The sequence below is a fragment of the Methylobacterium sp. DB0501 genome (assembly GCF_011043735.1).
GTDB lineage: Bacteria > Pseudomonadota > Alphaproteobacteria > Rhizobiales > Beijerinckiaceae > Methylobacterium > Methylobacterium alsaeris.
In genome coordinates, this window is record NZ_JAAKGV010000074.1 from 1 (window position 1) to 1410 (window position 1410).

The window sequence follows — 1410 nt, forward strand, 5'->3', positions numbered from 1 at the left end:
TCTTTATCTAATTCATTTTTACGGCGATTGTACTCCGCCACTAACGTGCTCATCCGGCTATCAAGCTCGGCGAGACGCTCTTTAAGGTCTGGACGGATATCGCGCACGGTTGACCCTCTACGGATGCGTGGCATCATACCCCCTCTCCACGAATGAGCAAGCGCCATTCGTCCGCCTTTCCCCATTGAATGAGTCAGGCAGAACAAATCTGGTACGAATGAGAACCGTAGGGAACAATCCTACGGGTGTCGCTATGAGCCTACCTCAACGCTTTACGGTGAGCTTGCTGCATAATACCGTGTATTCGCGCAGAATTTAGAGATCTATACGCCTTTGATGCCCTGAAACCTATTGCCAGAGACATGGCACTCGACTCGGCAACTGGCATTTCTTTCCATACGGGAATGTATTCAACTCTCACATCGGGAGAGTGGAAATTTAACGACAGCGACGAAATTAGACAGGAGATATATTCTGAAGAATACAATAAAATGATGTATATGCGTGATAAGTTATTGCGGGAAATTAGAAGCGCGTCTCGGGTTTTCGTTTATAAACGCAATGGGCGCGTCAGCGAAGATGAGGCTAGCGAGATTCATCAAAATCTATCCCTGCTCAATGAACGGAATATTTTACTTGTCGTTGAAGCAGATCCTGATCATCAAGTAGGCCCACACCCTATCGCCGACCGCTTGTATCGTGCCAAGATTAGCCGCCTGGCACCTTACGAAAGAGCCGACGATATCGACCAGTCGGGATGGGATAGGATCGTGATGGACATGAAGGACGCGGCGACTGAAAGGGGATTGTGGCCCTGAAAGGACGACATCTCAACTGAGCGTTGCATCGACAACGAGAGCCGCGCTATTCGTCCAATTCGGGATGCGAGCGGAGGGTAGCGCGCACGCATCCCGGGACAATCCGTCAGATCACCCGATCACTCTCAGCTGCCAGAATTGGGCAGGCTGGAAGGTACACCGAGCATCAAGGTCTGTCCCGCCCATAGACGTCCTCGATGCGGATGATGTCGTCCTCGCCGGTATAGCTGCCGACCTGGACCTCGATCAGCTCGAGCGGGATCTTGCCCGGGTTGACCAGCCGGTGCACGCAGCCGATCGGCAGGTACGCCGCCTCGTTCTCGTGCACCAGCCGCACCACCCCGTCGATCGTCACCTCGGCGGTGCCGCGCACCACGATCCAGTGCTCGGCCCGGTGATGGTGCTTCTGCAACGACAGCCGGCCGCCCGGCTTCACGGTGATCCGCTTCACCTGGAAGCGCGCGCCGATGTCGATCCGCTGGTAGGAGCCCCACGGCCGGTACATCAGCCGGTGGGCATCCGCCTCCGGCTCGCCCCGCCGCCGCAGGCCCTCGACCAGGCCCTTCACCTCGCCGGCCGCCTCCCGGCTCGC

General features: G+C 56.5%; 2 protein-coding genes. One reads left to right on the forward strand and one right to left on the reverse strand.

Annotated features, from left to right (window positions below):
* Window positions 1–362: 362 nt before the first annotated feature.
* The gene (locus G4G93_RS35320) at window positions 363–818 is read left to right on the forward strand and encodes a hypothetical protein (RefSeq protein ID WP_165091966.1); all 456 of its coding nucleotides are present in this window, start codon (window positions 363–365) and stop codon (window positions 816–818) included.
* 166 nt (window positions 819–984) lie between these two features.
* Here the strand turns inward: G4G93_RS35320 and G4G93_RS35325 are convergent.
* The coding region (locus G4G93_RS35325; protein ID WP_165091968.1) for a cupin domain-containing protein at window positions 985–1410 on the reverse strand (426 nt) is incomplete at its 5' end.

Bases quoted from the DNA above. Each gene is read 5' to 3' on its own strand.
- G4G93_RS35320 (WP_165091966.1), top strand. From the start codon at position 363: ATGGCACTCGACTCGGCAACTGGCATTTCTTTCCATACGGGAATGTAT.